Below are 15,594 nucleotides of genomic sequence, written 5' to 3'. Positions count from 1 at the left end.
TTCTTGAAATTTTAGGGGATTCAATTCAATTCGGTTAGGTTTTTGAGTGAATAGAAAACAATAAATTCACTATGCCATGAAATACCTATGTTCATTGTTCTTTATTCTATGTTTTTTAAATGTATTTAGTCAAGAGTCTTTCGGGAGAACTCAGGAATATAGGAAGAAGATTCGGAAGGATGTGACCAGAAACTTGGGTTTTTGTGATATAGATTATGCGATTGCTACAATAGGTAGTAAAGATGATGAAAACGTAGTTGTATGCGAACTTACTCAAGGTTGCGAGACAGAACCTTACATTAAAATCTACAGTGATTCAAGGTACGAACCTCCTTATTTTTATCGGGATATCTACTATACTGAAGGTGATAGTTTGAAATATGCAATTGAAGAAGAATTGTATATTGATGAAGCAACAAAGGATACGATCCCTTGGAATTGTCAGTATTTTTTCGAGAATGGAAAGTTAGTAGACTATATTTCTCATGGACATGGTCCTACCGAGATGGACGATTGGGATCCAGAATTGATTTTTAGAAAGTTCGCAGTAGTTATTGACGACAATTAACCAATTAATTGCATTATGGATGATACGATTAAGAGTTCCTTAAAATGGTGGGACAATAAAAGAGTTTGGTATAACTTAATTGTTGGTGCTGTTGGGATTGGATATATTATCAATATTGTCCCCGATACTTTTGGGATGACTGAGATTATCGGAATGTTTGTGTATGGTGTCGGAGCTAATATCTTGTTTTCACTAGGTATTCTTATCGAATTATATGACAAGGTTTATTTAAATACAGCATTGAAGTTTTATAAGGCTAGATGGGTTTTCTTTATTGGTGGAACTTTGTTTTCAATTCTATTTACAATTTTTCAAATAGAAGTGTATTATTTTGGACCTATAGCCATGTATTGAAAATAATAAATATCAAATTCTGTTTATATCTGTGTAACATTCCTTTCTAAAGACCATCTTTAAGGGGAAATCAATTCACCTTCGCAAAAGCTTTGGTGAACTCAAAACAAAAATAACCCACCTTCACTCTATTGAACTTCGGTGGATAAAGAACGATAGCAATGAAATATATTCTAACCCTCACACTGGCCTTACTAACCCTAACCACATTTGCCCAACGAGAAGTCGTAAAAGATGTAGGCGACTTTCACGAACTGAAAGTTTATGACCTTATGGTTGTGAATCTTATTCAATCCGATGAGAACAAAGTAGTGATCAAAGGGGAAAACACCTATAATGTAAAAGTGATAAACCACAACGGAACCTTAAAACTTCGTATGGAAACCGATACCCGTTTTCGTGGCGAAGACACTTACATTGAAGTGTATTTTAAAGAAATAGAAACCATAGATGCTAACGAAGGTTCACAGATCGTCGCGAGTGCAATGATAGAGCAAGAGGAAATTGAACTGAAAGCCCAAGAAGGAGGTCGTATTAAAGTGGGTCTTCAGGTAGATAGAACCAAGGTGCGTGCGGTGACTGGAGGAATTGTACAGGCATCTGGATTGTCTAAAAGTCAGGAAATTAAAATCAATACTGGCGGTGTTTTTGAAGGTCGCGAATTGTTAACCCAAAGAACCAAAGTAGGAATTACTGCTGCTGGGGAAGCCGATATCAATGCCAGTGATAAAGCTGAAATTCGTGTCACTGCAGGAGGTGATGTATATGTTTACGGAAACCCAAAGGAAATTGATGAAAAACGACTGGCTGGTGGACGTATCATTATAAAAGACTAGTTTTTTGTTGTCCGTAAGACCCTTCGATACTTCGACTGCGCTCAGTACAGGCGTGCTCAGGGTAACAACTAAGAATCAATAATCACACAAACCCTCAAACAGCCCAAAAGTAATTTGTACTTTTACATATATGTTTGAGGGTTTACCATATGCAGCTTTGTATGGGTTCCTATTGGCTTTTGCCGTAGGCCCTGTTTTTTTTACCCTCATTGAGACCAGCATCACCAAAGGATTTCGTGCCGGTCTTTTTTTTGATTTAGGGGCTATTTTTGCTGACATCATTTTTATCCTCATCGCCTATTTTAGTACCAGCAAGATATTGGAACGAGTAAAGGACGACCCGGGACTTCTTATTTTCGGGGGTGTTATTTTGATTGCCTATGGCATCATATCCTATATACGAACGGCAAAATCCTTCATTAAAATCGTACGGGAACATTATGCGGTTAATGTGAAGAAAAATTTGGGTGGATTATTCCTGAAAGGATTTTTGCTCAACTTCGTAAACTTCGGTGTATTGGCCGGTTGGATCGGAACACTCATCATGGCGAATGCATTAACTACTTCAGAAAACGGGGTGTTCTTGTTTCTTACAACTGTATTGGTAACCTTTTTTCTTACCGATGTTGCGAAGATTTCTTTGGCGAAAAAACTGAAAAGCAAGATGACCCCACGGTTTATTATTAAAACTAAGAAATGGGTCAGTATTCTTATCATTCTTTTCGGGATGTTTCTTTTGGTAGAAGGCATCTTCCCAGATCAGGTACAAAAGGGACTGGACCGAATCCCCAAGACCAAACTTCCCATTCAAAATTAAGATTTGTTCCATAAAAAAATCCAGCCGTTTCAGCTGGATTCTTTAGAGGCGTCTAGCGGATTCGAACCGCTGTACAAGCTTTTGCAGAGCTCTGCCTAGCCACTCGGCCAAGACGCCATGATGTAGACGGCAAATATAAAAAGATTACATGTAATAAACCTAATAAAACCGTATTATCGTTGGGACTTCATAGTAACACTCACCTCTTCCACATCGCCCCCAATGGGTGGGTTTAGTTTAGAAATAGTGACTTTGGCCTTGGTTACCAAATCGATTTCCTGAAAAATACGATCTATGATACGCTGCCCTACATGTTCCAACAACTTAGAACGGACCGCCATTTCGTTCTTCACAATATGCTGTAAATGAACATAGTCTACCGTATCCTTTAGGTGATCGGTTTCAGAAGCCTTCGATAAATCGGCTTTCACCTTGAGATTGACTAAATAATCACTCCCTATTTTTTCCTCTTCGATAAGGCAGCCGTGGTTGGTGAAAATACGGATGTTTTTGAGGGTAATCGTACTCATGTAAAAAGTTTTGGCAAAGATACTTTTTTCAAGTTATTGGTTACCTTTGCAGCTGTTTTAAAGGTGTCTGATCGAGCGCTTGCCTGACCGGCAGGCAGGCAGTTGAGAATTTAATGTGAGTTTGGGACATCTTAAAAACCTCTCGACTACGCTCGGGGTAATAAAACTAAAAATGGCAGAAGAAACCAAATCGCTCAACTTTATTGAGCAAATCATAGAAGAGGACTTAAAAAACGGATTGGATCCTAAAAAGCTCCGTTTCCGTTTCCCACCCGAACCCAATGGATACCTTCATATTGGGCACACCAAAGCTATTGGGATTAGTTTCGGTTTGGGTGAAAAGTACAATGCACCCGTTAACCTTCGTTTCGACGATACCAACCCAGCCAAGGAAGAGCAGGAATATGTAGATGCTATAAAAAGGGATGTGGCTTGGTTAGGATACAAATGGGAGAATGAATTGTATTCTTCAGATTACTTTCAGCAGCTGTACGATTGGGCGGTATTGTTGATTAAGGATGGGAAGGCGTATGTAGATTCCCAGTCCAGTGAAGCCATGGCCGAGCAAAAAGGAACCCCAACCCAGGTAGGAACCAACAGCCCATATCGCGATCGCTCGGTAGCTGAGAACTTGGATTTGTTCGAACGCATGAAGAACGGAGAGTTTGAAGAAGGAACGCATGTGTTGAGAGCCAAGATCGATATGGAAGATCCCAATATGTTGATGCGGGATCCGCTTATGTATCGTATACTCCACAAATCGCATCATAGAACAGGAAATGAATGGTGTATTTATCCCATGTACGATTGGACCCATGGGGAGAGTGACTATATAGAACAAATTTCGCACTCCCTGTGTTCTTTGGAATTTAAACCCCACCGAAAACTGTACAACTGGTTTCGGGATGAGGTATACCAATACAGCAAGGAGGTATATCCTAGAATGCCTATTCAGCGGGAGTTTGCCCGATTGAATTTAAGCTATACCATCATGAGTAAGCGTAAGCTGCTGAAGTTGGTAGAAGAAGGCATTGTAAATGGATGGGACGATCCTAGAATGCCCACCATTTCCGGACTGCGTAGGAGAGGATACACGCCACAAGCCATAAGAAAGTTTGTGGAAACTGCTGGTGTTGCCAAGCGTGACAATGTGATCGATGTTTCTTTGTTGGAGTTCTGCATTCGTGAGGATCTGAACAAGAAGGCCAATCGTGTAATGGCGGTATTGAATCCCGTGAAATTGGTCATTACCAATTATCCTGATGGAAAGGAAGAAATGCTTACTGCCGAAAACAACCCTGAGGATCCTACGGCGGGAAGTCATGAGGTGCCATTTTCCAAGGAGCTTTATATTGAAAGGGAAGACTTTAAGGAGGAAGCCAGCAGCAAGTTTTTTAGATTGACCTTAGGCAAAGAAGTACGCCTTAAAAATGCCTACATCATTAAGGGTGAAAACGTGGTAAAGGATGCCGATGGCAATATTGCGGAAATCCATTGCTCTTACGACCCGGACAGTTTAAGTGGTAGTGGCACAGAAGCTAGTTTGCGAAAGGTAAAAGGAACATTGCACTGGGTGTCGATTGCCCATGCAAAGAAGGCGGAAGTACGCGTGTACGATCGACTGTTCAACGATGAAGCACCCGATGGACACAAGGACAGAACCTTTATGGATTTCATTAACCCGGATTCTTTGTCTGTTTCTGAAGCCCACATAGAACCGTTTTTAGCAAATGCACAACCTGGAGATCGTTTCCAGTTCCAAAGATTGGGTTATTTCAGCGTGGATGATGATAGTACGCTCGAGCGTTTGGTGTTCAACAAAACTGTGGGTCTTCGTGATTCTTGGGCCAAGAAAAAACCCACCGAAAACAAACCACAGGGACAGCCCAAGCCACAGCAGCAACATCAAAGACCTGCCATAGAAGAAATAAAGCGCTTGGGTAAAAAGTATACCAACTTGCCTACGGAGAAACAGGAAGCCGCTAAGGCAAAAATCAAGGAGTTGGCTGCCAATGTTCCTTATGCAGACTTGGAACCCCTGTTCGCAACAGCTGCTAAAAAAGCGGGTACTCGAATAGCAGCCATGATTACTTTGGGCGTGCTGTTGGAAAAAGGAGTGGAAAGAACCCCAGAAGCTTCAGACTTCATCCAAAAAGGGATGGAGGATAAGAACGAATTATTGGTTGCAGAAGCTAAAATTATTGCATAGAAAAAGCCGCTTTGTTTGCGAGACGTTTCGACGGCGCTCAACGTGACAAAGCGGCTTTCCTTATTGTTTAAAATTATTTATTCGAAACCACCATCTGTTGGAGGTGGATTTTTCTTCCTACCAATTCCCTTCGCAGCATTCGTCTTCTTCATTTCTTCTCCAATTTTATTACTGGCCACAAAAGAAGCAATCATATCATTCAACATATTACTTCCTGCCTGTGGAGAGTTTGGCAATAGGATAAGGTTGCTATTGGTTTCCTCACCGATGCTCTGCAACGTATCGTAGTGTTGTGTTACTACAATTAGCGCAGAAGCCTCCTGGGAATTGATCCCAACATTGTTCAATACCTCGACAGACTCTTCCAAACCACGAGCGATCTCTCTTCGCTGGTCGGCAATACCTTGACCTTGCAAGCGCTTACTCTCTGCTTCTGCACGGGCTTTGGCAACGATTTTAATTCGTTCTGCCTCAGCTTCGTACTCAGCCGCTACTTTTTCGCGCTCTGCAGCGTTGATTCGGTTCATGGCCGCTTTTACCTGCATGTCTGGATCGATATCGGTAACAAGGGTTTTAATAATGTCGAATCCATAATTGATCATCGCTTCGTTCAGCTCCTTTTTCACCGCGATAGCGATGTCGTCCTTGCGCTCGAAAACATCGTCCAATTTCATTTTTGGAACCTCGGCACGTACCACATCGAACACATAAGATGTGATCTGGTCATGCGGGTTTTCCAACTTGTAAAATGCGTCGTACACCTTGTCCTTAATTACCTGATACTGAACAGAAATCTTTAATCGTACAAAAACATCATCTTTCGTTTTTGTTTCTACGATTACATCTAACTGTTGGATTTTCAAGTTGATACGACCTGCGATGCGGTCGATGACAGGAATTTTAAACTGAATACCGGAATTCCGTATACTTTGATACCTTCCGAAACGTTCTATTACAGCTGCTGTTTGTTGTTTCACGATGAAAACAAACATCAATGCAATGAAGAACCCGAAAATGAGAATTGGTACTAATAAATATCCGCCCATAGAATAAAAATTTTAATGTTAACCAAGAGTTTACTCGTTGTAAACCAAGTATTTGTTATTACTGTTTTGAAGGTACAAAAAATACGCTACTTTTGCGCCTTTATTTAACCCCACACTTATGAGTCTTAAAAACATTCTTTTCGTTACTCTACTCTGTTTCAGCCTGCAGGGAATCGCACAGCGCAACTTCGATGAAAACAACCACCTGGGTCTTCAGGGAGGGTTTACTTTTTTTGATATCGACACCGATAATTTCACGACCACGCAAGGAAACGGGTATATGATGGGATTCACCACCCGAGGATCCTTTTACAATGCATTCGACCTTATCTACGGAATCAATTTTGTGCAGAATGAAGTACAAATCCTAGGGCGTGACTTGAACAATACCCAGCAAGGGTTTTTTGAACAGGAAATCGACTATACTATTCAATCTGCTCAGATCAATATTCTGGGAAGCTTCAACATTGTTCATAAACACTTAAGTCTTGAGTTTGGACCTATCTTAAATGTGAATGGAAAGATGAAACTGAAACAGGAGGAGTTCGAAGGTTTCATATTAGATGGTTACGAAACTCTAGAAGCCAAGGACATACAAAACATATCACGCGTACATTTCTTTGTAGCCGGCGGTATTACCGCAGGTTTGGAGAACTTCCGATTGAGCGCACAATATCAATATGGTGTAACTAACATCTTCCAGCGACTCAATGATTCTGAAGACATCAACGAACCAAACGTAAACTTCCAAGGAAATCCGCATACCATCATTGCGATGGCGATTTTCTATTTCTAGGAGATTGTTTCTATAGCTTTCTGAATACGAGACAAGGTTTCATCCTTTCCAAGGATAGCCGCAATGTCGAAAACATCAGGCCCTTTCATTTCTCCCACCAAGGAGAGGCGTAAGGGCATCATTACTTTTCCGAAGCCCATTTCCTGGGAAGTGATCCAACCCTTTACTTCTGTCGATAGGGTCGCTGCGTTGAATTCTGCTACATTTTCCATAATACCCAACACATTAGTAAGGATGGCAGGGGTATCCTCTTTAAAGGCCTTTTTTGAAGCTTTTTCATCAAAAGCCGTGGGCGCTTCAAAGAAGAAAGAAGCTTGATCCCAAAGATCACTTACAAAGGTGGCGCGTTCCTTTACCAAGGAAACTATTTCCGATACAGGCAACGAGGTTTCAATCCCCTTCGATTTCAACAAAGATTCAAACTGTGTGGCAAGCGAAGCATTTTCCTGTTGTTGAAAGTATTGTTGTTGGAACCATTTGGCTTTTTCTGGATCGAATTTAGCCCCTGCTTTGTTCACTTTTTCTAGACTGAAAGATTGGATCAATCCTTCCAGATCGAACAGTTCTTGTTCGGTTCCTGGATTCCATCCCAAGAACGCCAACATGTTCAACACAGCTTCCGAAAGGTATCCGTCCTCACGGTAACCAGAAGCAGTTCCGCCATCGGGCGCATTCCATTCCAAAGGAAATACTGGGAATCCTCCGGCTTCACCATCACGTTTGCTCAATTTCCCTTTTCCGTTGGGTTTTAGGATTAATGATAAGTGTGCGAATTGTGGCGCTTCCCAACCAAAGGCATCGTACAATTGTTGGTGCAGTGCCAGAGAAGGTAACCACTCCTCACCACGAATTACGTGGGTAATTTCCATGAGGTGATCATCTACAATATTGGCTAGGTGATAGGTAGGCATTCCATCACTCTTGAACAACACTTTGTCATCTAACGTATTAGTGTCTATCTGGATGTCACCGCGGATGAGGTCCTTTAGATGGAGCATTTCATTTTCTGGGCTTTTAAATCGAATGGTGTAGTGGTCTCCTCGATCCAATCGCTCTCGGGTTTCCGCTTCCGAAAGTGAAAGGGAGTTGGTCAATTTTAGACGGTTATGCCAATTGTAGATAAACGTTTTTTTCTCAGCCTCGTATTGGCTTCTTTGTGCGGCCAATTCTTCGGGAGTATCGAAGGCATAGTAGGCTTTTCCTTCAGCGATCAGTCGATCCGCATATTGCTTGTATAGGTGCTTTCTTTCGCTTTGGCGGTAAGGGCCAAAACCACCTTCTTTCCCAGGGCCTTCATCGTAAGGAATGTTGAGCCATTCCAAAGACTCCTTGATGTAATCTTCGGCACCTTCCACATAACGCGTCTGATCGGTATCCTCAACACGAAGTACAAAAACACCATCGTGCTTTTTAGCAAAAAGATAGTTGAACAATGCGGTACGAACCCCTCCAATGTGCAAGGGCCCAGTTGGGCTGGGCGCAAAACGAACGCGAACTTTCTTAGCCATCAAAAAAGAATTAGAATTTTGAGAGGGCAAAGATACAATTCTATGGCTTCATCTCCGCGGGAATTCGTTTGTTCATGATAGAAAACCAAAGTGGCGGGATGAGGCTAAGCACCATGGAGGTAGGATAGCCAAAAGGCATTTGTGGACTGATGTCATGATAGTCCAACAACTGATACTTTTTATGGGCTTTGTAATGATGGTCACTATGGCGCGTAAGCTCATACAACATCATACGCCCGAGCACGTGATTGGAGTTCCAGGAATGGATCTCACTTACCCGTTCGTAACGACCACTTTCGCGTTTCTTTCTACTAAGTCCGTAATGTTCTATATAGTTGATGGTCTCCAGCAACAGTGCCCCCACAAATCCCAAGACAACAGCGACCCAAACAGCAGTGAACCCCAATAGAAAGTAAATGGCAGTTAGATAGCCCAGCTGAAAGATCACATACCAAAGCATGTCATTTTTTATGCTGAAGAAAGATAAGTCTTGACGTTTTAAAAGATCCTTCTGAATCTTCCACGCACTTACATATTGACGGAACATGGAAGTAATCCAAAAAGAATACACACTTTGATTGTATTTCGCACTGGCCGGATCTTCCGGGGTAGCGGCATGCAAATGATGACCGAAGTTGTGTTCAACATAGAAGTGCATGTATAAGGAGGGAAGCAATAACATTTTCCCAAGGGTCTTTTCCCATTGCAATTTTCTATGGCCTAATTCATGGGCTACATTAATACCATTGGACCCTACTACGATCCCGACTGAAAATATGAGTCCCGATAACTCGAAGGTGGTATATGTCGTTTGGGTGAGGCTCCAAAGGAACCAACCCACGATGCCATAAACCAAAGGAAGGTTGAGGTAGAGGAGAACATTAAAAAACTTGCTTTTCGATTTGGAAAGCACTTCTTCTTCATTCAAGTTCTCAGGTTGAACGGGCAGTAAAATTTCCAAAATGGGGATGAGCACAAAGGCAAATACGGGTGTAAAAAAGGCCCAATTTCCCCTAAGGGTGAGTCCAATAATCGCCACTAGGGGAATGCTAAAGGCTGTTAAATATTTTAAATCTTTCATAATATCCTATCTTGGAGCAATTTTTGTGCTATTTTAGAAGTTCTGTTTGATTATGAGCACGTTTAGTATCATCCAGCAAAAGCTGGAACAATTTATTAAAAAATACTATACCAACGAGTTAATAAAGGGGGCGATTCTCTTTTTTGCTACAGGCTTATTGTGGCTTATCATTACACTTTTGGTAGAGCATTTTCTTTGGCTGGAACCCACTGGCCGAACCCTGCTGTTTTGGACTTTTGTTGTTGTGGAGTTGGCTTTATTCGCACGCTTTATTGCTTTTCCATTGGCCAAACTTTTCAAGTTACAGCAAGGAATAGGCTATGAAGAATCTGCTAAGATCATTGGAAGTCATTTCCCTCAAGTTAGTGATAAGTTGTTGAATGTCATACAGTTAAACCAAAATCAAAGAGAAAGTGAGCTGCTAGCGGCCAGTATAGATCAGAAGGCTTCCGAATTGCAACCTGTACCTTTCAAGAGTGCGATTAATTTTCAAAGGAACGCCAAGTATTTAAAGTATGCAGCGATTCCTGTAATCGTGATTGTACTGGTGAGCCTGCTGTGGGATAAGGATATTTTTTCAGACAGCTATGAACGTGTTGTGAACTACGATACCGCTTATGAACCACCCGCACCATTTTCATTCGTTGTTGTGAATGAGGAATTAACGGCAGTGGAGAATAAGAACTTTACCGTAAAGGTGATTACCGAAGGGGATGTTGTACCTGAAAATGCGACTATTAGTTTCAATAATGAAAGCTATTATTTAGAGCAAACCTCGCCGGGACGTTTCGAATATACCTTTGCACAACCCACCGAACCTATTGCATTTCGCCTACATGGCAATTCGGTCACTTCACAAGAATATTCGTTGGAGGTATTGCAAACGCCGTCTTTGCTTGGATTCGAAATGGTTTTGGATTATCCGGCATATACCGGAAGGAAGGACGAAGTACTTAACAGTAGTGGAAATGCTACAGTGCCGGAAGGGACAAAGATACGTTGGGAAGTGGCTACGCGAAATACTGATGAAGTTGTCCTGAAAACGAAAGACACAGCTTATGCTTTTGTATCTGAAAATGATGCTTTCAATTTTCAGAAAAGTGTCTTCCGGAAATTAGACTATGCTATTACCACATCGAACGAACATTTAAAGGAATATGAAAATCTTTCATTTGCCATTGGGGTTATTAAAGATGAATATCCGGAAATAGACGTACAATCCAGAGTAGATAGTACCGACAGTCAAGTGAATTATTTCCTAGGGCAAGTGTCTGATGATTATGGTTTGACCAAGCTGCAAGTGGTATATTATCCCGTCGGGGAAGAGGATGCCAAGGAGACACAGTCTATACCTGTTAGTACGAATAACGTAGATCAATTTGTGTTTACTTTTCCTGGTAATCTACTACTTCAGGATGGAGTGTCCTATGAATATTATTTTGAGGTGTTCGATAACGATCGCATTCACAATTTTAAATCCTCAAAGAGTGGTTTCTATAGTTTCAGAAAGCTTACGGAGGACGAAGAAGAGAATCTTCAGCTAAATGAGCAGCAAGAGAATATCCAAGACATGAATAAGTCCCTCCGTGAACTAAAGGACCAAGAAAAGCGATTGGATGAGTTGAATAAGATTGGAAAGGAAAAGAGCGAACTGAATTGGAATGACAAAAAGAAATTGGAAAACTTCATAAAGCGACAAAAACAGCAAGAGGAAATGATGAAGAATTTCTCCAAGGAAATGAAGGAGAATCTTGAGAAGTTTCAGCCAGAGAATAAAGAGGAGGATCCTTTTAAAGAGCAACTTAAAGACCGTTTGGATGAAAACGAAAAACGCCTAGAAGAAAATGAGGAGTTGTTAAAGGAACTGGAGCGCCTACAAGATAAAATAGATCAGGAAGAACTGCGCGAAAAGCTAGAGAAGCTTGGAAAACAGAACAAAAATCAGGAGAAGAATTTGGAACAGCTGGTAGAGTTGACCAAACGATACTATGTGACCAAAAAGGCGGAGAAGCTAGCAGAGGAAATCTTCAAGTTAGGAGAAGAACAAGAGAAACTAGCGGATGCACCAAAAGAGGAGAATACAACAGAGAAGCAGGAAGAGCTCAACAAGAAGTTTGAGGATTATAAAAAGGAAATGAAAGAACTTCAAGAGGAGAACAAAGGGCTAAAGGAGCCTATGGATATTCCTCAGGACAAGTTAGGCGAGCAGGAGGTTGAGCAGGAGCAGCAAAAGGCGACCGATCAATTACAGAATCAGAATCAGGATGGTGCAAAACCCAGTCAGCAAAAGGCGGGTAAAAAGATGAAGCAGATGGGGCAGCAAATGCAGATGCAAATGCAGGCTGGTCAGATGGAAACCATAGAAGAGGATGTAGAAATGCTGCGTCAGATATTAGACAATCTTGTGGTGTTTTCTTTCGAACAAGAGGGACTCATGGAAGATTTCAAAGGCATCGATTATGGGAGTGCCGCCTTCGGAAGGAAATTAAATAATCAAAATGACTTGAAGTTGAATTTTCAGCATATTGACGATAGCCTATTTGCGTTGTCATTGCGCCAACCATTGTTAGGGGAAAAGATCAACGAATCCCTAACTGATATAGAATTTAACATTGACAAATCATTGGAGCGTTTAGCTGAAAACCAAATGAGAAGCGGTGTTTCTAGTCAGCAATATACTGTTACTGGAGCAAATGAATTGGCCATTTTGTTAAGTGATTTGTTGGGCAATATGCAACAACAAATGATGAGCATGCCAGGCGCAGGGCAGGGCCAAGGTCAAGGCCAGGGACAAGGATTTCAGTTGCCGGATATAATTAAACAGCAAGAAAGTTTATCTCAACAGATGCAACAGGGAATGAGTCAAGGCCAGGGACAAGGCAGTGAAGGACAAGAAGGACAGGAAGGTGAATCCAAGGAAGGCCAATCCGGGGAAGGACAACAGGGCCAAGAAGGCAAAGATGGCCAAGGACAATCAGGCGATGGCAATAGTGGAGATGGTGGTGACGGAAATGGAGATGGAAAAGGAAATAAGGATGGTGAAGGAAACCAAAGCGATGGGTACAATGAGGATTTGAATGGAGAGCTATACGAGATATACAAACAGCAACAACAATTACGAAATCAGTTAGAGGATCGATTAAGTAAAGAAGGCCTTAAGGGTCGCGGCGGGAAGTTGATCAAGGAAATGGAAGGGATTGAACAGCAGTTGTTGGACAAAGGATTTAATCAGCGAACTTTAGAACGCATGTTGAATCTGCAATATGAGTTGCTTAAGTTGGATGAAGCGGACTTTAAGCAAGGACAAGAGAACAGAAGAGAGTCCCGAACCAACCGTACGAACTACGATAACAATCTACGCCTCAGTCCTGAGGAAGTAAAGAAGTATTTCAACACTACTGAAATATTGAATAGAGAAGCCTTACCTTTGCAGCAGAAATACAAGAATGAAGTAAAGAAGTATTTCGACGGCACGAATGATTGAATTCCATAGTCAGAATGACTTTATACTGGACCATCAAAGCGAAATCAGGAATTGGATTTCTAAAGTGGTTGTGGACGAAGGTTATGAATTGGGAGATGTGAACTATGTGTTTTGTAGCGATGAATATTTGCATGAAATTAACTTAAAGTTTTTGGAGCACGATACCTATACGGATATCATTAGTTTCGACTATACGATGGGTAAAATGATAGGTGGGGAGATTTATATTTCTACAGATCGAGTTAAGGATAACGCTACGGATTTTGGGACTAGTTTTGAAAGCGAATTACATCGTGTTATTATTCATGGAATACTTCATTATTGCGGTTACAAAGATAAATCTGAAGAAGAGGGAGTGAAAATGCGTGAAATGGAGGATTTATCCCTTAAAAAACTGTTATTAAACTGATAATCAGATAGTTAATTTAATTTTATTGATTGTTCCACGTGGAACATTGTAAATTATGTTTGGTAAAGAGTATGATGTAATTGTTGTGGGTGCTGGACACGCGGGTTCAGAGGCAGCTGCTGCTGCCGCGAACATGGGCTCGTCTACTTTGCTCATTACAATGAATCTTCAGAACATAGCACAGATGTCATGCAATCCTGCCATGGGTGGAATTGCGAAAGGACAGATTGTTCGTGAAATTGATGCGCTTGGAGGATATAGCGGAATTGTGTCGGACAAAACAGCGATTCAATTCAAGATGTTGAACAAATCCAAGGGGCCTGCCATGTGGAGCCCGAGGGTGCAAAGCGACCGAATGCGTTTTGCAGAAACATGGAGATTGATGTTGGAGGGAACGCCGAATTTGGATTTCTATCAAGAGATGGTTTCCGGAATTTTGGTTGAAAATGATCAGGTGGTTGGAGTGAAAACTTCACTCGGTTTGGAAGTCAGAGCCAAGACCGTTGTACTTACTAATGGAACTTTTTTGAATGGTTTAATCCACATCGGGGAAAAGCAATTTGGTGGAGGCCGGGCAGGTGAAAGAGCCGCAACAGGAATTACAAAAGATTTGGTCGAGTTGGGATTCGATGCTGGGAGAATGAAAACGGGAACACCTCCGAGAGTAGATGGAAGGTCGTTGGATTTTTCTAAAATGATCATTCAGCCAGGAGATGAAGAACCACAGAAATTTTCATATTCTGATGAGACGATTCCGTTAAAGGAACAACGTGCTTGTCATATGACATACACAAGTTCGATGGTTCATGAATTGCTTCGCGAAGGGTTTGACCGTTCGCCAATGTTTAATGGAGCAATTAAAAGTATTGGCCCTAGATATTGTCCATCTATCGAAGATAAGATCAATCGATTTGCCGATAAGGATCGGCATCAATTATTTGTGGAACCAGAAGGATGGGATACGGTAGAATATTACATCAATGGATTCTCTACTTCTTTGCCAGAGGATGTTCAGTATAAAGCTTTGAAAGAATGTGCTGGTTTTGAAAATGTGAAGTTCTTCAGACCGGGTTATGCGATCGAATATGATTACTTTCCACCCACCCAATTGAAACATACCCTAGAGACAAAATTGGTTTCGGGATTGTTTTTTGCCGGACAGATTAATGGAACAACGGGATATGAGGAAGCCGCTTCGCAAGGCCTCATGGCAGGAATAAATGCTCATCTAAAAGTACAGGAAATAGATCCTTTTATCTTGAAAAGGGACGAGGCTTATATCGGGGTTTTGATCGATGATCTAATCACAAAGGGAACGGAAGAGCCGTATCGCATGTTTACTTCTCGAGCAGAATATAGAACCCTATTGCGTCAGGATAATGCCGATTTTAGACTCACCCCAAAGTCCTTTGAAATGGGATTGGCCAGTGAAGCAAGAATGAAGAAAATGGAAAAGAAAAGAGAGGACAGTGATGCTTTCATCAAGTTCTTTAAAGACACCAGCGTTCAGCCTATAGAAATAAATCCCATTCTAGAAAACAAAGGTTCGGCTTTGGTAAAACAAAGCGACAAGATGTTCAAGTTGTTTTCACGACCCAATATTACCATGGAGGACATGCGCAAGGTTGAGAGCGTGAATCAATATATAGACGATAACGAATTGGACACAGAGGTGCTTCAGCAAACCGAAATCCAAGTAAAGTATTCGGGGTATATAAAGAAGGAGAAACTGAATGCAGACAAACTGCATCGTTTGGAAGGTATCCGAATCCCGGACAATTTCGATTATACAAAATTGAAGTCGTTATCGTTTGAGGCTATGGAAAAATTGTCTGCCATTCGACCAGTTACCATTTCTCAGGCATCTCGAATAAGTGGAGTTTCTCCCAACGATATTTCCGTTTTGTTGGTCTATATGGGCCGATGATTTTTTATATGTTCCACGTGAAACAAATT

The 15,594-nt window shown here is 41.4% G+C and carries 13 protein-coding genes and 1 tRNA gene; 9 read left to right on the top strand and 5 right to left on the bottom strand.

What is annotated here, in order from left to right; genetic code table 11:
• The first annotated feature begins 76 nt into the window (after window positions 1–76).
• The 4 genes from POV27_RS13655 to POV27_RS13640 all read left to right on the top strand — a co-directional run bounded on the left by POV27_RS13655 (window position 77) and on the right by POV27_RS13640 (window position 2,575).
• Window positions 77–568, top strand: a complete 492-nt coding sequence (locus POV27_RS13655; RefSeq protein ID WP_272863344.1) for a hypothetical protein — start codon at window positions 77–79, stop codon at window positions 566–568.
• 15 nt (window positions 569–583) lie between these two features.
• Window positions 584–922, top strand: a complete 339-nt coding sequence (locus POV27_RS13650; RefSeq protein ID WP_272863343.1) for a hypothetical protein — start codon at window positions 584–586, stop codon at window positions 920–922.
• A gap of 161 nt (window positions 923–1,083) precedes the next feature.
• Window positions 1,084–1,758: a head GIN domain-containing protein gene (locus POV27_RS13645; protein WP_272863342.1), complete on the top strand. Its 675-nt coding sequence runs from the start codon at window positions 1,084–1,086 to the stop codon at window positions 1,756–1,758.
• A 130-nt stretch (window positions 1,759–1,888) separates the two neighbouring features.
• Window positions 1,889–2,575 carry a LysE family translocator gene (locus POV27_RS13640; protein ID WP_272863341.1) on the top strand — a complete coding sequence of 229 codons (687 nt, stop codon included), beginning with the start codon at window positions 1,889–1,891 and terminating at the stop codon, window positions 2,573–2,575.
• A 46-nt stretch (window positions 2,576–2,621) separates the two neighbouring features.
• Here the strand turns inward: POV27_RS13640 and POV27_RS13635 are convergent.
• Window positions 2,622–2,692: transfer RNA gene (locus tag POV27_RS13635), tRNA-Cys, on the bottom strand.
• A 56-nt stretch (window positions 2,693–2,748) separates the two neighbouring features.
• Window positions 2,749–3,105 carry a dihydroneopterin aldolase gene (gene folB / locus POV27_RS13630; protein ID WP_272863340.1) on the bottom strand — a complete coding sequence of 119 codons (357 nt, stop codon included), beginning with the start codon at window positions 3,103–3,105 and terminating at the stop codon, window positions 2,749–2,751.
• 172 nt (window positions 3,106–3,277) lie between these two features.
• Here folB and POV27_RS13625 point away from each other — a divergent pair, with 172 nt between their 5' ends.
• Window positions 3,278–5,314: a glutamine--tRNA ligase/YqeY domain fusion protein gene (locus POV27_RS13625; protein WP_272863339.1), complete on the top strand. Its 2,037-nt coding sequence runs from the start codon at window positions 3,278–3,280 to the stop codon at window positions 5,312–5,314.
• Between the two features lie 77 nt (window positions 5,315–5,391).
• On the opposite strand, the gene POV27_RS13620 is transcribed toward POV27_RS13625, so the two are convergent.
• Complete coding sequence (locus POV27_RS13620) at window positions 5,392–6,360, bottom strand: SPFH domain-containing protein (RefSeq protein ID WP_272863338.1); 969 nt, start codon at window positions 6,358–6,360, stop codon at window positions 5,392–5,394.
• Window positions 6,361–6,478: 118 nt separating this feature from the next.
• Between POV27_RS13620 and POV27_RS13615 the strand changes: the two genes are divergently transcribed.
• The gene (locus POV27_RS13615; protein WP_272863337.1) at window positions 6,479–7,156 is read left to right on the top strand and encodes a hypothetical protein; all 678 of its coding nucleotides are present in this window, start codon (window positions 6,479–6,481) and stop codon (window positions 7,154–7,156) included.
• On the opposite strand, the gene gltX is transcribed toward POV27_RS13615, so the two are convergent.
• On the bottom strand, window positions 7,153–8,664 hold the full coding sequence (gltX, locus tag POV27_RS13610; protein WP_272863336.1) for a glutamate--tRNA ligase: 1,512 nt from the start codon (window positions 8,662–8,664) through the stop codon (window positions 7,153–7,155). The genes POV27_RS13615 and gltX overlap by 4 nt on opposite strands.
• Before the next feature lie 40 nt (window positions 8,665–8,704).
• On the bottom strand, window positions 8,705–9,745 hold the full coding sequence (locus POV27_RS13605) for an alkane 1-monooxygenase (protein ID WP_272863335.1): 1,041 nt from the start codon (window positions 9,743–9,745) through the stop codon (window positions 8,705–8,707).
• A 52-nt stretch (window positions 9,746–9,797) separates the two neighbouring features.
• Between POV27_RS13605 and POV27_RS13600 the strand changes: the two genes are divergently transcribed.
• Genes POV27_RS13600 through mnmG form a run of 3 tightly spaced genes read left to right on the top strand, consistent with a single transcriptional unit; the run spans window position 9,798 to window position 15,565 of the window.
• Window positions 9,798–13,229 carry a DUF4175 family protein gene (locus tag POV27_RS13600; RefSeq protein WP_272863334.1) on the top strand — a complete coding sequence of 1,144 codons (3,432 nt, stop codon included), beginning with the start codon at window positions 9,798–9,800 and terminating at the stop codon, window positions 13,227–13,229.
• The gene (ybeY, locus tag POV27_RS13595) at window positions 13,222–13,638 is read left to right on the top strand and encodes an rRNA maturation RNase YbeY (RefSeq protein WP_272863333.1); all 417 of its coding nucleotides are present in this window, start codon (window positions 13,222–13,224) and stop codon (window positions 13,636–13,638) included. The genes POV27_RS13600 and ybeY overlap by 8 nt, the downstream gene beginning before the upstream one ends.
• Window positions 13,639–13,693: 55 nt before the next feature.
• A complete protein-coding gene (gene mnmG, locus POV27_RS13590) occupies window positions 13,694–15,565 on the top strand; it encodes a tRNA uridine-5-carboxymethylaminomethyl(34) synthesis enzyme MnmG (RefSeq protein WP_272863332.1) in 1,872 nt (623 codons plus the stop codon).
• The last annotated feature ends 29 nt before the right edge of the window (window positions 15,566–15,594 follow it).

This window comes from Aureisphaera galaxeae (assembly GCF_028561275.1).
GTDB lineage: Bacteria > Bacteroidota > Bacteroidia > Flavobacteriales > Flavobacteriaceae > Aureisphaera > Aureisphaera galaxeae.
This window is presented reverse-complemented; position numbering and strand designations above follow the sequence as displayed.